The 16084-nt window shown below is 60.4% G+C and carries 14 protein-coding genes; 9 read left to right on the top strand and 5 right to left on the bottom strand.

Features of this window, described 5'->3' with window-relative positions; translation table 11 throughout:
* Positions 1-1598, bottom strand: a 1598-nt coding sequence (locus BMY54_RS22885; RefSeq protein WP_139213438.1) for a retention module-containing protein, incomplete at its 3' end; no start/stop codon positions are given.
* Between the two features lie 532 nt (positions 1599-2130).
* Between BMY54_RS22885 and BMY54_RS22890 the strand changes: the two genes are divergently transcribed.
* The 3 genes from BMY54_RS22890 to BMY54_RS22900 all read left to right on the top strand — a co-directional run bounded on the left by BMY54_RS22890 (position 2131) and on the right by BMY54_RS22900 (position 7188).
* Positions 2131-3489, top strand: a complete 1359-nt coding sequence (locus BMY54_RS22890; protein WP_093438007.1) for a TolC family outer membrane protein — start codon at positions 2131-2133, stop codon at positions 3487-3489.
* A gap of 167 nt (positions 3490-3656) precedes the next feature.
* A complete protein-coding gene (locus tag BMY54_RS22895; protein WP_093438012.1) occupies positions 3657-5816 on the top strand; it encodes a type I secretion system permease/ATPase in 2160 nt (719 codons plus the stop codon).
* 10 nt (positions 5817-5826) lie between these two features.
* Positions 5827-7188: an HlyD family type I secretion periplasmic adaptor subunit gene (locus tag BMY54_RS22900; RefSeq protein ID WP_093438017.1), complete on the top strand. Its 1362-nt coding sequence runs from the start codon at positions 5827-5829 to the stop codon at positions 7186-7188.
* A 121-nt stretch (positions 7189-7309) separates the two neighbouring features.
* Here BMY54_RS22900 and BMY54_RS22905 read toward each other — a convergent pair whose 3' ends face one another.
* The gene (locus BMY54_RS22905; RefSeq protein WP_093438021.1) at positions 7310-7906 is read right to left on the bottom strand and encodes a tRNA-uridine aminocarboxypropyltransferase; all 597 of its coding nucleotides are present in this window, start codon (positions 7904-7906) and stop codon (positions 7310-7312) included.
* Positions 7907-7911: 5 nt separating this feature from the next.
* Positions 7912-8805 carry a LysR family transcriptional regulator gene (locus tag BMY54_RS22910; RefSeq protein ID WP_007956593.1) on the bottom strand — a complete coding sequence of 298 codons (894 nt, stop codon included), beginning with the start codon at positions 8803-8805 and terminating at the stop codon, positions 7912-7914.
* 395 nt (positions 8806-9200) lie between these two features.
* Here BMY54_RS22910 and speB point away from each other — a divergent pair, with 395 nt between their 5' ends.
* The 6 genes from speB to BMY54_RS22940 all read left to right on the top strand — a co-directional run bounded on the left by speB (position 9201) and on the right by BMY54_RS22940 (position 14717).
* Positions 9201-10151: an agmatinase gene (gene speB, locus BMY54_RS22915; protein ID WP_003222717.1), complete on the top strand. Its 951-nt coding sequence runs from the start codon at positions 9201-9203 to the stop codon at positions 10149-10151.
* Between the two features lie 10 nt (positions 10152-10161).
* Positions 10162-10584 (top strand): YybH family protein, encoded by a 423-nt coding sequence (locus tag BMY54_RS22920; protein WP_034153227.1) that lies wholly within the window; start codon positions 10162-10164, stop codon positions 10582-10584.
* A gap of 55 nt (positions 10585-10639) precedes the next feature.
* Positions 10640-12142: a purine-cytosine permease family protein gene (locus BMY54_RS22925; protein WP_093438026.1), complete on the top strand. Its 1503-nt coding sequence runs from the start codon at positions 10640-10642 to the stop codon at positions 12140-12142.
* A 91-nt stretch (positions 12143-12233) separates the two neighbouring features.
* Positions 12234-13613: a sodium:solute symporter family protein gene (locus tag BMY54_RS22930; protein ID WP_093438031.1), complete on the top strand. Its 1380-nt coding sequence runs from the start codon at positions 12234-12236 to the stop codon at positions 13611-13613.
* 86 nt (positions 13614-13699) lie between these two features.
* Entirely contained in the window at positions 13700-14425 is a 726-nt protein-coding gene (locus BMY54_RS22935) for an MBL fold metallo-hydrolase (protein WP_093438035.1), read from the top strand.
* Positions 14426-14468: 43 nt separating this feature from the next.
* Positions 14469-14717 (top strand): phosphopantetheine-containing protein, encoded by a 249-nt coding sequence (locus BMY54_RS22940; RefSeq protein WP_034153223.1) that lies wholly within the window; start codon positions 14469-14471, stop codon positions 14715-14717.
* 103 nt (positions 14718-14820) lie between these two features.
* Here the strand turns inward: BMY54_RS22940 and BMY54_RS31015 are convergent, their stop codons facing one another.
* Entirely contained in the window at positions 14821-14949 is a 129-nt protein-coding gene (locus tag BMY54_RS31015) for a PA1414 family protein (protein WP_007914492.1), read from the bottom strand.
* Between the two features lie 142 nt (positions 14950-15091).
* A complete protein-coding gene (locus BMY54_RS22945; RefSeq protein ID WP_093438038.1) occupies positions 15092-15985 on the bottom strand; it encodes a putrescine utilization regulator PtrR in 894 nt (297 codons plus the stop codon).
* Positions 15986-16084: the final 99 nt, after the last annotated feature.

Genomic DNA, 16084 nt, shown 5'->3' on the forward strand with positions numbered 1-16084 from the left:
GCTTCGTTGTCGACCAGGGTGTAGCTGTAGCTGACCACGCCGGTGGTGGCGTTGAAACCGGTGATGGTCAACGTGCTGCCCAGCGGCGTAGTGACCGATTGCGGGAAACCGGCGGCCACACCGTTGGTAACGACAGCAATGCCACCCACAGTCAGCGTCGTGACGCCATCGAGTGCGGTGATGGTGAACGTGCCGCTTTGAGTCAACGCGGTGGAATCCGGTGCGCTGCCGTCAGTGAGATTTTTCTCGTAGACCGTCAGCTCGCCGCCTTCGACGTTCAGGCCATTGATGACCACTGGATCGTCGTTGTTGTGGATCTGCAGAACGAGATTCGCCGTGCTGGTATCACCGTCCGAATCGGTGATGGTGTAGGCGAAGGTTTCCGTGCCAATACCGCCACCGTGCAGGTTTTTGAAGTCGGCGTCATTGGTGTTCAGCGTGTAGGTGTAGGTGCCGTTGGCGTTGAGTACCAAGGTGCCGTAAGTGCCGGTGAACGTGCCTGGCGTAACGGGACCGGTGGGCACACGGTCGGCACCTTGCACGTCATTGGTCAGCACATTGCCGGTCAGCGTCAGTTGAGTCTCTGAAGCCGTACCATTGCTGTCATCGAAGGCTTTCGGCACGTCGTCGGTGATGTTGACGTCGAGCGTGCCGGTCGCGGTGTCGCCATTACTGTCACCGGCAATCACCGTGAACTGTTCGCTGAGGTTGTTCGCGCCATCGCCGGCCGCGTGGCTTTCGTTGCCGTTGAGGGTGTAGCTGTAACTGACCACGCCCGTCGCCGGGTTGTAACCGGTGATGGTCAGGGTGTTGCCCAGTTGCGTGGTGATCGATTGCGGGAACCCGACAGCTACGCCGCCGTTGATCAGGTTGATGCCGCCAATGCTCAGGCTGGTCAGACCGTCCGGCGCCGACACAGTGAAGCTGCCGCTTTGCGTGAGGGCGCCAGGATTGGCCGCCGAGCCGTCAGGCAGATTGGCTTCATTGAGATTGAGTTCGCCACCAGCCACATCCAGGCCGGTAAGGGTTACCGGATTGTTGACCGGTGGCGGCACCACGACTGCCGGGGTGTTGTCGCCGTTGTCGATCACCGCGTTGTGGCGTTCTTCAGGGAATTCGGGAATACCGCCGAACCCGGCGGTAGGGAAACCGATGATCGGGTCGACCCGGCCGCCGACTTCGGTCAGCAAGACAAAACTGTGGCCGCCGCCCAATTCACCCGGCGCCCCGCCCGGGGCATTCGGGCCGGCGGCAGTGGCTTCGGCGTTTTTGCTCGGGTCATCACCGGCGGCGATGGCTTTCTGGATTTGCTCAACGTCAGTCAGTTGCGCTTCGCTCGGGGTCACCGCCTCTGGCGCATTTACGTGCGCCGCTTGATCGGCCAGCAATTGGCCGGTCATGGTCAGGCTGCTGTCACGGCCCAGGGTCAGTTCCTGGCCGTTTTGCAGATGAACGGCGACGGCGCCTTCTGCGCCGGTGATCAGTTGATCGCCGGCAAACAGGCGATCCCCCTCAACCAGTGCGCGTTTAGTGCCGTCGGCTGACTGGGCGAAAACCTGGCCAATGACTTTGGTGACTATCCCGATGAGCGTTGCCATGTGAAATCCTCCGCTGCCGACCACCGTCGGCACTGGTAAGCGAAGCAGCCCATGGCTCAATCGGGTTGTTGGAGGCGACGCTCGCACCTTCAACAGTTCGTTTCGCAGGTGGCTTCTTTCGGAAACATCAGTGCTATCAAGCACTTCCGCATCCTGATCAAAGCCATACGCCTACTAACGCTACGTAACGGTGGTGAATCACTCGAGTGACAAAAATCTGTCGCCCATCAGCCGCTACGCGTCCCTCCCCTTCAGCAGTACTTCGCCGTATGTCGCAAAGTGAATGGAACTTTCCTCAAGCCTTTTTGCACTCCCTAAAGCGCATAAAACAAAGGCTTTCATGCTGAACAATGTGCCGGTTTTTACAAAGCGCATAAGTTTTTTTCGGCATAAGCCTTATGAAAATTTTTTCTTAGCTACGCTTCAGGATGTTCTTAGCTCTGTTGTTACAAGAGTGAAACGCCTACACCTAAAAATATCGTCAAATATTTGGCGACAGTAACACACCATCAGGACTCAGGGAGATGCACCCATGCGCGTTCTAACCCCCCTCTGCAGCGCGGTTTTGCTGGCCATGGCTTGCACTTCTCAAGCTCAGGCCATGAACCTCACCGAGGCGATTCAAAGCACCATCGCCACTCACCCGGAACTGGCCTCGCGCGTGGACGCCCGCCTGTCGGCTGATGAACAAGTCAAAGTCGCCAAGGGCGGCTTCTATCCGTCCGTCGATTTGAACGCCGCCTATGGCCGTGGCTACAGCGACAACACCAACACCCGGGCCTTCGGTAATCACCACACCGAAATCCTCAATTACACCCAGTCCGAGTTGCGCCTGCGGCAGATGCTGTTCGACGGTTTCAACACCGCCAACGAAGTCGAACGCACCAAAGGCGTCTCCAATTCGCGCGCGTACTACGCGCAAGGCACCGCCCAGGATCTGGCCCTGCGCACCATCGAGGTCTACCTCGAAGTGCTCAAGCGCCGCGAACTGGTGACCTTGGCTCGCAACAACCTGCAGGCACACTTGCGGGTCAACGATCAGATTGGCCTGCGCACCGAGCGGGGTGTCGGCAGCACCGCCGACTCCGATCAATCGGTTGCGCGTAAAGCGCTGGCGCAGAACAACCTCGACACCGCCGAAGTCGATCTGTCTGACGCCGAAGCCAACTTCTACAGCGTCGTCGGGCGCATGCCCGATGAGCTGGAAACCCCGGCCTCAACCCGTGGCGAACTGCCGACCGAATTGCGTGAAGCCCAGCAGAGCATGGTCGACAACAACCCGTATCTGAAGTCCGCCCAGGCTGACGTGCAATCGGCCGAGAGCCAGTACGAAGTCGCCAAGTCGCCGTTCTACCCGCGCTTCGACGCGGAAGCGGCCGTCGGCGCGAACAACAATGTGCAAGGCGATGAAGGCCACGACAACGAATGGCGCGTCGGTGTGGTGATGAACTACAACCTGTTCCGTGGCGGCAGCGACAAGGCGCGCCTGGCCTCCGATGCGCACCAGATCAATCAGGCGATGGACATCCGCAACAACGCCCTGCGTCAACTCAACGAGAACATTCGCCTGGCCTGGAACGCCATGCAGAACGCGAAGAAACAGACCCCGACCGCACGCGAATACGCGGAAACCACCAAACGCGTACGCGCCGCGTATCAGGATCAGTTCGGCCTCGGCCAACGCACCCTGCTCGACTTGCTCGACAGTGAAAACGAGCTTTACAACGCCAACCGTCGCTACACCGAAATCCGCTACACCGAGGAGTATTCGATGTACCGCGTGCTGGCGAACATGGGCCAGTTGCTGAGCAAACAACGGGTGGTGCTGCCGGCCGATGCGATCGCCGCGACCGAAGTGAAAAACGAAGCGCGCCTGCCGGAACTGAAGTAAGTCCCATGTAGGAGCTGCCGAAGGCTGCGATCTTTTGATCGTTCCCACGCTCCGCGTGGGAATGCAGCCCGTGACGCTCCGCGTCACTGGACGCAGAGCGTCCCTAGAGGCATTCCCACGCAGAGCGTGGGAACGATCAATGAAGCGGTAACAGGGGAGCGATCAATATGACCAGCATGGAACCCGGCCACACCGGGATCGATCCGCGGCTGAGCTTCGATGATCCGTTACTCGACGGTCTGTTGATCCTCTGCAAACTGCATGGCGCGACGGTCAGTCGCGCCAGCCTGAGTGCCGGGTTGCCCCTGAACAAGCAACGCCTGAGTCTGGACCTGCTGCCCCGCGCAGCAGCCCGGGCCGGGTTGCAGGCGCGGATTTTGCGCCGTGAACTGAAAGACATCTCACCACTGAATCTGCCGATTCTGCTGCTGCTCAACGACGGTCGCACCGCTGTTCTGCGGCGCTTCAGCGACGACGGCAAAGCGCTGATCCTGCCCAGCGAAGCCGATGGCGGCGAGCAATGGATCAGCCGCGAAGAGCTCAGCGAGCACTACAGCGGCCAGGCCTTGTTCGCCCGTCCGCGCCACGAACTCGAAGACCTGCGCTCGCCGCTGGTGCCAAGGGTACATGCATGGTTTCGCGACACCCTGAAGCTGTCGAAATGGCTCTACAGCGATGCGATTCTCGCCAGTTTCCTGATCAACCTTTTAGGCCTGATGGTGCCGCTGTTCGTCATGCAGACCTACGACCGCGTGGTGCCGAATCAGGCCACCTCGACCTTGTGGGTGCTGTCGATCGGTTTGCTGATCGGCACCGGGTTCGAACTGGTCCTGCGGGTAGTTCGCGCGCACCTGCTCGACACCGCCGGCAAGAAAACCGATGTGATCCTTTCCGCGACTTTATTTGAACGCATCACCGGCATGTCGATGAAGGCACGGCCGGCGACCATCGGTGGTTTCGCCCAGAGCATTCATGACTTCCAGGGCCTGCGCGAATTCCTCACAGCGGTGACCCTGACCAGCCTGATCGACCTGCCCTTCGTCGTGCTGATGCTGGTGGTGATCGGCCTGCTCGGCGGCTGGCTGGTGGTGATTCCGCTGCTGGCGTTTCCGATCACCATCATCTTCGCGATGATCATTCAGGTGCGCCTTCGCGACACCGTGCAAAAGAGCCTGAGCCTCGGCGCTGAACGCCAAGCGGTGCTGATCGAAACTCTCGGTGGCCTGGAAACCCTCAAGGCTTGCAGCGCCGAAAGCGAGCGCCAGCACAAATGGGAGAGCACCCACGGCGCCCTCACCCGCCTCGACAGCCACGCGCGCAATCTGTCGGCGCTGGCCACTAACGGCACATTGTTCATTCAACAATTCTCGGGGATGGCGACGATTGTCGCCGGGGTCTACAGCATCATCGCTGGAAACCTCAGCGTCGGTGCGCTGGTTGCCAGTTACATGCTCGGCAGCCGCGTGCTTGCGCCGCTGGGACAGATTGCCGGGTTGATCACCCGCTATCAGCAAGCGCAACTGACCATGAAAAGCACCGATGCGCTGATGGCCCTGCCGCAGGAACGCGACGGCAAGCAGCGGCCGCTGGAGCGCACGCAACTGCAAGGCGCACTCGACGTCAGCGGCGTGACCTTTCATTACAACGGCCAGAATGCGCCGGCACTGAGCAATGTTTCGTTCAGCCTGAAACCCGGTGAACGGGTCGGCATCATCGGCCGCAGCGGCTCGGGCAAAAGTACCTTGGCGCGTTTGGTCATGGGTTTCTATGAACCCGAGGAAGGCCAACTGCTGCTCGACGGCCTCGACCTGCGCCAACTCGATGTTGCTGACCTGCGTCAGCAGATCGGCTACGTCGCTCACGATCTGCCGCTGCTGGCCGGCAGCCTGCGTGACAACCTGACCCTCGGCGCACGTTACATCAGCGATGCGCGGATGCTCGAAGTCGCCGAACTGACCGGCGTTACCGAACTTGCCCGCCAGCATCCGCAAGGTTTCGACCGGCCGGTGGGCGAGCGCGGGCAATTGCTCTCCGGCGGTCAACGTCAGGCCGTTTTGCTCGCGCGATCCTTGTTGCTCGATCCACCGATCATGCTGCTCGACGAACCCACCAGTGCCATGGACAACAGCAGCGAAGACCAACTGCGGCAGAAGCTGCACGGCTGGGTGCAAGGCAAGACACTGCTGCTGGTCACCCACCGCACTTCAATGCTGAGTCTGGTGGACCGCTTGCTGGTGCTGGACAACGGCCGGGTCGTCGCCGACGGTCCGAAAGAAGCGGTCATCGATGCACTGCGCAAGGGCCGTGTCGGCTCGGCGGCGGTTTAGGAGTTGCCCCATGTCTGCTTCCTCAGATAGCAAAGATCGCGGCTACTTCGACAGTTTCGGCAAAAGCGCCGAAGCCGAATTCATGCCGGAAACCGCCGGTGCCTCGTTACAGGATTCGCCGCGCTGGTCGCGAATCACCGTGTGGCTGGCGGCAGCGCTGCTGATCAGCGCAGTGGTCTGGGCCAAATTCGCCGTGCTCGAAGAAGTGACCATGGGCGAAGGCAAGGCGATTCCATCGAGCAAGGTGCAGGTGATCCAGAACCTTGAAGGCGGGATCGTCACCGAGATTTTCGTCCGCGAAGGGCAAATGGTGAACAAGGGCGACACGTTGCTGCGCCTGGATGACACACGCTTTCGCTCGAACAAGGGTGAGAGCGAGGCCGATCGTTATGCGTTGACCGCGCAGGTCGAGCGACTGTCGGCGGAGGCCGAGGGCCGGCCGTTCAAGCTCTCCGATGAAGTGATCGCCAAAGCCCCGCAAGTCGCCGAAGACGAACGCTCGCTGTACGACCAGCGCCAGCGCCGACTGGCCAGCGAACAGCGTACGCTTAGCGAACAGCTGCGGCAGAAGACTCAGGAGCTGGCGGAGTTTCGTTCCAAACAGGGCCAGTTCAGTTCCAGCCTGGCGCTGTTGCAGCAAGAGATGAACATGTCTGAACCGCTGGTGAAAACCGGTGCGGTGTCACCCGTGGAAATCCTCCGGCTGAAACGCAGCGCCGTGGAAATCCGTGGCTCGCTGAACGCCACCACTCTGGCGATTCCCCGCGCCGAATCGGCGATTGCCGAGATCCGCAGCAAGATCGACGAATCCGAGCAGACCTTCCGTTCCGAGGCGGCCAAGGAGCTGAACGAGAAACGTACGGACCTGTCGAAAATCACTGCCACCAGCATCGCCATCGACGACCGTGTCAGCCGCACCACCGTGACCTCACCGGTGCACGGGGTGATCAAGCAATTGAAGGTCAATACCATCGGCGGCGTGGTCCAGCCGGGCAGCGACATGGTTGAAATCGTGCCGTTGGAAGACAACCTGTTGATCGAGGCCAAAGTGCGGCCGCAGGACGTCGCGTTCCTGCATCCGGGCCAGAAGGCCATGGTCAAGTTCAGTGCTTACGACTACACGATTTACGGTGGGCTGAGTGCCAAGCTGGAGTTGATCGGTGCGGACACGATTACCGATGACAAGGGCAATAGCTTTTATCTGATTCAGGTGCGTACCGATAAAAACCATTTGGGCGGGGATGTGAAACCGTTGCTGATTATTCCGGGGATGGTGGCGACGGTGGACATTATTACCGGCGAAAAGAGTGTCCTGGATTACCTGCTCAAGCCAGTGTTGAAAGCGCGGACCGAGGCGATGCGTGAGCGCTAGTCATTGTTGAGATTTGCGGTGATTGATCTGGCGCCTTCGCGAGCAAGCTCGCTCCCACATTTTGGAATGCGTTCCCCTGTGGGAGCGAGCTTGCTCGCGAAGAGGCCGGCACAATCAACGCCTATCTATCACCATGATTACGCTGGAAGGTCTCCTCCCCCATCGCCGCAATCTGCCCCTCGATCAACGCCTCGAACGGCTTGAGCAAAGGCTCGAATGAAACCGGCGCCTCCAGCGTCTGCAACGCCTGCACAATCGCCTCAATGGTCGACAACGCCCCCGGTCCCGGTGCCTTGCGCAAGCGATACCGCGACACCCCGCCCTCGGCCAGCGTCACCCGGGGCAGCGCCGCCAGTAATGGATTGAGGTGCAACATCTTGCGCGCCTTGCGCCAGGTGCCATCCGGCACCACCAGCAACAACGGTTCCTCGGACTCACCGTAAGCCTGCATCGGCTGCGCGTCATCGGCCGGAAACAACAACCGCGCCCGATACCCCGGGCGGCTTAACAGCGTCGGCAAATCCTCGAACACCTCACCGACGATCAGCTCGGCATTGCTCAACCCCAGCGCTGCCAGACGCGCGGTATTCAACGCGTGATTAACCTCGCTCGGATGCTGCAACAGCAACACCCGCGTGCGACTGTCGAGGCTCGGGATCAGCGGGCAAAGGCAATGGGTTTGGGGGCGCAGGCAGCGCGGGCATTGAGGTCTGGACATCGTTCTTAAGCCTGATTGAGCTGTGCTTTAAGCAAATCACGGAAGGTCTGGATCAGCGGCTCGCGACTGCGACCCCGGCGCATGATCATCGAGAACGGCGCCTGATAACCAAACGTCGCTGGCAGCAACACACGCAAATCGCCCTTGTCGGCCCAGGCCTGAGCATAGTGCTCCGGCAAGTAACCGATGTAGGCGCCGGACAGCACCAGAATCAGCTGCGCTTCCATACTTTCCACGGTGGCGGCGCTGTGTTTGAAGCCGTGCCGGGCCAGCTCGGCCTGGCTCCAGTAACCGCGTCCGACCATGCGCTGTTGAGTGATGACCTGCTCAGGAATCCGCCGCTCGTTGAATAACGGATGGCGGCTACTGCAATACAACCAGTGCTGCTCGCGGTACAGCGGCATGTAGACCAGACCGCTCATGCGCGTGGAAAACGCACCGATGGCCAGATCGAGACGGTTGTCCTGCACACCGAGTTGCAGTTCGTACGGGCTCATCACCGACAAATGCAAATGCACCGCCGGGTGTTCCTGACTGTAAGCGCCGATGGCTTCGGCGAAGGGCAGTGCCTTGTCGCTGACGGTAGAGTCGATGACGCCAAGGTTGAGCGTGCCACGCAATTCGCCCTTGAGCGCAGCGGCGTATTGCTCGAAACCTTCGAGCTCGGCGAGCAGGCGCAGGGTTTCCTGATGGAACAGCTCACCCTTGCTGGTCAGGCTGAACCCACCGCGGCCGCGATGGCATAGCACCAGGCCGAGCGCGGCTTCGAGCTGGCTCATGTAGGTGCTGATCGCCGAGGTCGACAGGTTGAGTTCCTGCTGGGCGTTGGCGAAACCCTGATGACGGACGACGCTGACGAAGATGCGCAACAGTTTCAGGTCGGGTAAAGCGTTGGCCATGTCTGCTCCGGGGTTTGCAACTGCGTGTCTGTGGGAAAAGCCCCTCACCCCAGCCCTCTCCCCGAGGGAGAGGGAGCCGACCGGGTTGTATTCGGGATTTACATCGACCTGAAATACCGAGTCGATCTCAGGATTTGAAAGCCATGGAGATCAGCCCCCTCTCCCTCCGGTAGAGGGCTGGGGTGAGGGCAGCAATGTTCAGCCAGGCAAGAATCCCGAGACCGCAAAGTCTAATCCCAGCCCCGCCATTAGTTTAGAAAAATCTGAACTAAGTTTTTGCCCGTAGCGATTCTTTCCCCTCACTACATTTCGCATCATCGGCCCCACAGCGGCGCCCGCTCCCCTGCTCCACGGCGCGCCGACATAAATAAAACAAAGACGATGAGGCCTTACCCGTGGACAAGATTCTTCACCAACCACTGGGCGGCAACGAAATGCCGCGCTTCGGCGGCATCGCCACCATGCTCCGACTCCCCCATGTACCGACCGCTGCCGGCCTGGACGCTGCCTTTGTTGGCGTGCCCCTGGACATCGGTACTTCGCTGCGTCCCGGCACCCGCTTCGGGCCACGCGACATCCGCACCGAATCGGTGATGATCCGCCCGTACAACATGGCCACCGGCGCGGCGCCATTCGACTCGCTGTCGGTCGCCGACATCGGTGACGTGGCGATCAACACCTTCAACCTGCTCGACGCCGTGCGCATCATCGAAGAAGCCTACGACAACATCCTCGAGCACAACGTGATCCCGATGACCCTGGGTGGCGACCACACCATCACCCTGCCGATCCTGCGGGCGATTCATAAAAAGCACGGCAAGGTCGGTCTGGTGCACATCGATGCCCACGCTGACGTCAACGATCACATGTTCGGCGAGAAGATCGCCCACGGTACGACCTTCCGTCGCGCCGTCGAAGAAGGCCTTCTGGACTGCGACCGCGTGGTGCAAATTGGTCTGCGCGCGCAGGGTTACACCGCGGACGACTTCAACTGGAGCCGCGATCAGGGCTTCCGCGTGGTTCAGGCCGAAGAGTGCTGGCACAAGTCGCTGGCGCCACTGATGGCCGAAGTGCGCGAGAAAGTCGGCGGCGGTCCGGTGTATCTGAGCTTCGACATCGACGGCATCGATCCGGCCTGGGCACCGGGCACCGGCACCCCGGAAATCGGTGGTCTGACGACCATTCAGGCGATTGAAATCGTTCGCGGCTGCCAAGGCCTCGACCTGATCGGTTGCGATCTGGTAGAAGTCTCGCCCGCTTATGACACCACCGGCAACACCTCGCTGCTGGCCGCCAACCTGCTGTACGAAATGCTCTGCGTACTGCCTGGCGTGGTCCATCGCTGAGGGTCGGGTCATGAACGAACGTGATCAGGTTCTGCAAGCGGCCGCCGATCTGGTGTCCGCCTTCGCCCGTAACGATCGCGAAGCTTACTTCGGCGCCTTCAGCGCCGATGCGAGTTTCGTTTTCTACACCCTCGAACAGCCGCTGCTGTCGCGCGATGCCTATCAGGCCTTGTGGGACAGCTGGCGCGCCGAGGATGGCTTCGAGGTGCTGTCGTGCACGTCGAGCAACGCCTTCGTCAGCCTGCAAGGTGATGTGGCGATTTTCATCCATGACGTGGCCACCGAGCTGCGCATGCAAGGGGAGCAACACTTCAGCCAGGAGCGCGAGACGATTGTTTTCAAGAAACAAGCGTCGAGCCTAGAACAACAAGGCCATTGGCTGGCCTGCCACGAACATTTGTCCGCAATGCCGGAAGGGCTGCCATCCCCTTAGCCAAGACAGGTGACGCTCACGCACGATGAGCGCGCCTTTATGATCGGAGCAGATCATGAATAACAACAACAACGACCAAAGCCTTACGCAAATTGAAACCCACGGGGTCGAACAGATCCCGGACCACGAACGCAGCGCAGGCCCGACGGACTTGTTCCGGATGATCTTCGGTGGTTCGAATACCTTTGCCACCGCCGTGCTCGGCAGTTTCCCGGTGCTGTTCGGTCTGTCTTTTCAGGCCGGCGTCTGGGCGATTGTGTCGGGCGTGCTGCTTGGCTCGCTGATCCTCGCACCGATGGGCCTGTTCGGCCCGATCAACGGCACCAACAATGCCGTGTCGTCGGGTGCGCATTTCGGCGTGCATGGGCGCATCGTCGGTTCGTTCCTGTCGCTGTTGACCGCTATCGCGTTTTTCTCGCTCTCGGTGTGGAGTTCGGGGGATGCGCTGATCGGTGGTGCGAAACGCTTGATCGGTCTGCCGGAAACCGACCTGACTCTGGGCCTGGCCTACGGTCTGTTCGCGATTCTGGTGCTGACCGTGTGCATCTACGGCTTCCGCTTTTTGCTGTGGGTGAACAAGATCGCAGTGTGGAGCGCCAGCCTGTTGTTCCTGCTGGGCATCTTCGCCTTCGCCGGTCCTTTCGATGTGAACTACGCCGGTACGGTGAGCCTCGGTCAGCCAGGCTTCTGGGCCGCGTTCATCGGCGCCGCGCTGGTAGCCATGAGCAACCCGATTTCCTTCGGAGCGTTCCTCGGCGACTGGTCGCGCTACATCCCGCGTGACACCTCCAAACAACGGATCATGGCAGCGGTCGTGCTGTCGCAGATCGCCACGTTCATCCCGTTCCTGTTCGGCCTGGCCACCGCGACCATCGTCGCGATCAAGGCGCCGGACTACATCGCGGCGAACAACTATGTCGGTGGTTTGCTGGCGGTGTCGCCGAGCTGGTTCTTCCTGCCGGTGTGCCTGATTGCGGTGATCGGCGGCATGTCCACCGGCACCACCTCGCTGTATGGCACCGGGCTGGACATGTCCAGCGTGTTCCCCCGCGTGCTGTCGCGCGTGAAGGCGACGCTGCTGATCGGCGTGCTGTCGATTGCCTTCATCTTCATCGGCCGCTTTGCGGCGAACCTGGTGCAGAGCGTGTCGACCTTCGCCGTGCTGATCATCACCTGCACCACGCCATGGATGGTGATCATGATCATCGGCCTCTTGGTGCGTCGCGGCTTCTACTGCCCGGATGACCTGCAAGTGTTCACGCGCGGCGAACAGGGCGGTCGCTACTGGTTCAGCCACGGCTGGAACTGGCGCGGTCTGGGCGCATGGATCCCGAGCGCGGCGGTTGGTTTGTGCTTCGTCAATTTGCCGGGGCAGTTCGTTGGCCCGTTGGGTGAAATGGCCGGCGGTATCGACATCAGTTTGCCGGTGACATTGGGCCTGGCTTCGGTGGTGTACCTGACGCTGCTGAGCCTGTTCCCGGAACCGCGCGAAGTGTTCGGCCCGACGGATGCCCGCAGCCAAGTCGGGGAGTCGTCGGCTAAAGCGCAAGCTGCCTGAGTAAACGCCTACCCCCTGTGGGAGCGAGCTTGCTCCCACAGGGAGATTCGAATCAGCCTCACATAAAAAAGACAATCGGAGACACGCCATCATGGCTTTGGATTTATTCGTCGTCCTCATCTACGCCGCCGGCATGCTCTTGCTTGGCTACTTCGGCATGCGCAAGGCCAAGACCAACGAGGACTTTCTCGTTGCCGGTCGCAACCTCGGCCCAAGCCTGTATATGGGCACCATGGCCGCAACCGTGCTCGGTGGCGCGTCCACCGTCGGCACCGTGCGTCTGGGCTACGTGCATGGCATCTCCGGCTTCTGGCTGTGTGCGGCACTGGGTTGCGGCATCGTTGCGCTGAACCTGTTCCTCGCCAAACCGCTGCTGAAACTGAAGATCTACACCGTTACCCAGGTCCTGGAAAAACGCTACAACCCGATGGCCCGCTCGGCGAGCGCGGCGATCATGCTGGCCTACGCACTGATGATCGGCGTGACCTCGATCCTGGCGATCGGCACCGTCCTGCAAGTGCTGTTCGGCCTGCCATTCTGGGTGTCGGTATTGCTCGGCGGTGGCGTAGTGGTGATCTACTCGGCGATCGGCGGTATGTGGTCGCTGACCCTGACCGACATCGTCCAGTTCATCATCAAGACCGTGGGCCTGATGTTCATCCTGTTGCCGATCTGCCTGTACCGCGTCGGCGGTTGGGACGAACTGGTGCTGAAACTGCCGGCGACTGCCTTCAGCTTCACCACCATCGGCTGGGACACGATCATCACCTACTTCATGATCTACTTCTTCGGCATCCTGATCGGTCAGGACATCTGGCAACGGGTGTTCACCGTCAAGACCGCCAAAGTCGCGCAATACGCCGGCAGCATCGCCGGCATCTACTGCATCATCTACGGCCTGGCCTGCGCGCTGATCGGCATGGCTGCACACGTGCTGATTCCGGATCTGGACAACGTCAACAACGCCTTCGCCGCCATCGTCAAACTGTCGCTGCCGGACGGCATCCGTGGCCTGGTGATCGCTGCAGCACTGGCGGCAATGATGTCCACCGCCAGCGCTGGCCTGCTCGCCGCCGCCACCACGCTGACTGAAGACCTGCTGCCAAAACTGCGTGGCGGCAAACAGTCGAGCCTGGGCATCAACCGTCTGTTCACCCTGCTGACCGGTGTCGTGGTGCTGGGTATTGCGCTGGTGGTAAATGACGTGATCAGCGCCCTCACCCTCGCCTACAACCTGTTGGTCGGCGGCATGCTGGTTCCGCTGATCGGTGCGATATTCTGGAAACGCGCAACCACCGCCGGCGCCATCGCCAGCATGGGCCTGGGTTTCGCCACCGCACTGCTGTTCATGTTCAAGGACGGTCTGGATGCCAATACACCGATCTACTACAGCCTGGCGGTGGGTCTGGTGAGTTTTGTCGTGGTCAGCCTCGCCTCGCGCCGTCCTGTCTCGGTGGCCCGCGCGATCTAAGCTGAAACATAACGACTTGATGCTTTCTTCGACGAGTGTGGCGTCGGTTGCCACACTCGTTTTTTTACGCTTGGAGAAAAGTACCGATGAAGATCGTTTCTCGTGATCAGTGGTTTGAAGTGCAGCACCTGAGCGATGGCATTCGGTTGATTCACGAGCCGTATATCCGCCCGTTCTACCGCTGCAACCTCTGGCATGTGCAGGGCCGTGACAAAGACCTGCTGCTGGACAGCGGCTCAGGACTGGTCAGCCTGCGCGAACAGTTGCCGTGGATTACCGAGCGGCCACTGGTGGCAGTGGCCAGTCATTGCCATTTCGACCATATCGCCGGGCATCACGAATTTGCTGAACGGCTGGTGCATCCGGCCGAAGCGGACATTCTGGCCGCGCCGGATGGCGAAAACGACTTGAGCCGCGCTTTCGTTGGCGACGACATGTTCGAAGCGCATCCGGATTGCCCGTTGTGCTACGCCGAATACCGGGTCAAAGCCGCGCCGGCGACCGGGTTTGTCGAGGACGGCGATGTGCTCGATCTGGGCAATCGCACGCTGCAGGTGCTGCATACACCGGGGCATTCGCCGGGCGGCATCAGCCTGTATGAAGCGGCGACTGAAACGCTGTTCAGCGGCGACATCATTTACGACGGGCCGCTGATCGAAGACGCCTACCACTCCAATCTTGAGGATTACGCCGCCAGCCTGCGACGTTTGCAGGCGTTGCCGATCCGCACGGTGCATGGCGGGCACTTCGGCAGTTTTTCCGGGGAGCATTTGCGTTCGATGATTGACGAGTGGTTGCGCGGCCACGTCTGAGGCCTGCTTCACTCAAGCACAACAACAATCAGAAATATCTGCCATGAGAAGAGCTGCCGTGCGTGCCGCCGTGCACCGATATATCCGGCGTCTGTTGGAAACCCGCGAATTCAACGACAACACCAGCCTTGTGCAACTGGGCCTGGAGAAAGCCGATATAGAAGATCTGATCTTTCATCTGGAAGATGAATTCGGCCTGACGGCGTTTACCGCCGAGGAAGACCGCATGCTCAAGACCGCGAAGACCGCGAATGACTTAAGCCGGTTTTTACTGGAGATCGGCCGTCATTAAAAGCAAAAGATCGCAGCCTGCGGCAGCTCCTGCATTAATCCGTGCAGGAGCTGCCGCAGGCTGCGATCTCTTGATCGGAATCCTTTGATCTCGGATCGGGGGCTTACCGGCGCCGTTGTTGACGGCGGCGCTGCTCGTCATCGGTGCGGATCGGGACAGGTTGCAGAGGCGGTTCGATCAAGCCAAGGGCAACACCCAAGTCGTGCAGCCAGTTTTGAATTTTCTCTTTCATCGTCATGCCCCCTTCAGGGTGGTGCTGAGCGGCCGGAATTCTGAGGCCGCTTCGCACTGATAATAGTCCGAAGTCCTACGTAATGCTCGGCCAAATCCGCAATGATCTGTTACTGAATTGAACAGAATATGCCGCCATTGGTTCAGGCTGTTTCTCGGGTTTCAATCTGAGCCGCAGGATAGACAGCCTGCTGCACCTCGATCCAGGCATTGAGGTTGGCGCCGACCATGCCCTTGCGCCACATGAGCCACGTTGTCGCACCCACAAATGGCTGGGCCAATGGATGCACCGCGACGCTGTCACGCCCCGGCAGACTGGCCAGCATCGACTCCGACATCAGCGCCACGCCACTGCCGGCAATCACACAGGCGAGCATGCCTTGATACGACTCGATCTCCATCGCCCGGCCCATAGTCGCGTGATAGTGCGAAAACCACGCCTCCAGGCGCATGCGGTAGGAACAGCCGCGACGAAAGGTGAACACCGAACGCCCTTCAACATCCCGCGCGCTGCGCACCGGCGGATGATCGATTTCAGTGATCAACACCAACCGCTCCTCGCACAACGGCACGCCGTCGAGCCCGGCGAGTTCCAGCGGGCCGTCGACCAACGCGGCATCAAGGCGCCCGGTGAGCAACCCCTCCAGCAACTCGCCACTCGGTGCTGACTGCACTTGCAGATTCACCGCTGGATAGAGCTTGTGATACTGCGCCAGCAGCGCCGGCAGATGAATCGCCGCCGTGCTGTACATGGTGCCCAGAGCGAAGTCACCGGCGGGTTTGCCGCCCATCACCGCCGCACTGGCCTGATCGCGCAGGGCGAAGAGTTTACCGGTGTAGTCCAGCAGGACTTTTCCTGCAGGCGACAGTTGCAAACGCTGACGCTCACGGACGAATAACTCGACACCGAGCTGCTCCTCCAGTTGCTTGAGTCGGGTCGATAGATTCGATGGCACGCGGTGCAGGCGTTCCGCAGCGCGGGTGATGGAACCTTCCTCGGCCACGGCCTGGAAGATCCGTAGTTGGCTGAATTCCACAACCTTTCTCCAGAACAGAACAAGTTACTCACTATTATTCAATTTTAAAGAAAGTCAATCAGTCCTAGCCTGACGGTCATTGATCCTTCAAAGGAATCC

Origin of the sequence: Pseudomonas sp. ok266, assembly GCF_900110195.1 — a bacterium.
Classification (GTDB): Bacteria; Pseudomonadota; Gammaproteobacteria; order Pseudomonadales; family Pseudomonadaceae; genus Aquipseudomonas; species Aquipseudomonas neuropathica.